Raw genomic sequence first — 1,493 nt, 5'->3', positions numbered from 1 at the left:
CGCTGATAGCTCTACCCTCCTTCATGGCCGGACCTTCGGGGAACGCTTTCGTCGCTTGTCCTGCGAGGACTGAAATGAGACGGCGTCCCCGGGGGTTTGTGCCGGAGGCTTGTCGTCTTGGAGGATGTCGTCCCGGCGAGGACTGGTCTATCAGCACGACGCAACGCCTCCAGCGCCGGCGACTGAGAACTGAAACATGATGGGAGGCGACGCATTTGCTTGCGGTAGGTATCGATTGGGCCGAGTCGTTCCACGACGTGGCGCTGGGCCGGCCCGGCGAGGGTGTGATCGAGCACTTCCGTATCGAGCACTCGGTAGCCGGGGTGGGACGGCTGCTGGCTCGCTGTTTGGAGCTCGAGCCCGACCCTGCCGAAATCCGCGTGGTGCTTGAGACCCGCCACGGTGTGCTGGTCGAAACCCTGCTCGATGCAGGATTTACCCTGCTTCCGGTCAACCCCGACCTGGTGGCGCGCCGTCGCGGCCCGGCTAAGAAGAAAGACGACGCCGAGGATGCCCGCATCTGCTGTTTGATCGCGCTGGATCAGTTCATGGGTCTGCGCAAACTCATTCCGCACGGCGATTTGGCCGGCGAGCTGCGCGCGATTGCCCGCGACGACGAACGCGCCGCCCGCGATGAACGTCGGCTCCTCAACCGGCTGCGCACCGATCTGCTGGCGACCTTTCCGGCTGCACTCACCATCGCCGGCGATGATCTGGGCAGCCCGGTCATCTTGAAACTGCTGGCCAGTTGGCCCACCTACGCCCAGCTCGCCGAACTCGATCATGACGCCCTGGAACGCTTCGCGCGCTCCGCGCGGCATGGCTGGCCAGACCGCTTCGCCGCCCGCGTGCGTGACGCCCTGAGCACTGAGCAGTTGCCGGTGCGCGATTATCTGGTGCGCGCCAAGGCCACCACCATCGCGCTCACCGCCACCCAGCTGCTGGCCCTGCGCGAAGCCCGCAAGAACTGGGAGCGCCGCATGGGTGAGCTGCTGCTGGGAGCCCGCCGCGAAGGCCGCGCTAAACAACCCAGGAACCCCGACCCGGGAAAAGCAGTCCCGGGCGGTGAGATCTACCTGAGCTTCCCCGGCCTCGGGGATCGCCTCGCCGCCCGCATCGCCGGTGAAATCGGCGATCACATCGAGCAATTCGACACCCCCAACGCGCTGCAATGCTATGCCGGCACCGCCCCGGTCACCCGACGATCGGGCCGCAGCGAATTGGTCATCGCCCGCCGGTTGGCCCACAACCGCTACCTCGGCGCTGCTGTGCACCAATGGGCCTTCTGCAGTCTCATCCGCTCCACCTGGGCGCGCGACTTCTACGACGCCAAGATCACCAAGGGCAAATCCCACCACAGCGCCCTGCGAGCACTGGCCAACCGCTGGCTCGAACTGCTCTGGCACTGCCTCACCCACAACGTCCAATACGACGAAAACACCCACATCCGCAACCGGCACAACACACGACCTGCCGCGTGACGTTGACAGAGG

Annotated in this window: 1 protein-coding gene; it reads left to right on the top strand. The window is 65.7% G+C overall.

From position 1 onward, the window contains the following. Positions 1–215 precede the first annotated feature (215 nt). Positions 216–1,481 carry an IS110 family transposase gene (locus tag F6Q13_RS17350; RefSeq protein ID WP_293059200.1) on the top strand — a complete coding sequence of 422 codons (1,266 nt, stop codon included), beginning with the start codon at positions 216–218 and terminating at the stop codon, positions 1,479–1,481. The last annotated feature ends 12 nt before the right edge of the window (positions 1,482–1,493 follow it).

The organism is Mycobacterium sp. (assembly GCF_008709575.1).
GTDB lineage: Bacteria > Actinomycetota > Actinomycetes > Mycobacteriales > Mycobacteriaceae > Mycobacterium.
Note: the sequence above shows the minus strand (reverse complement) of the source record. Positions and strands in the feature narration are given on the sequence as shown.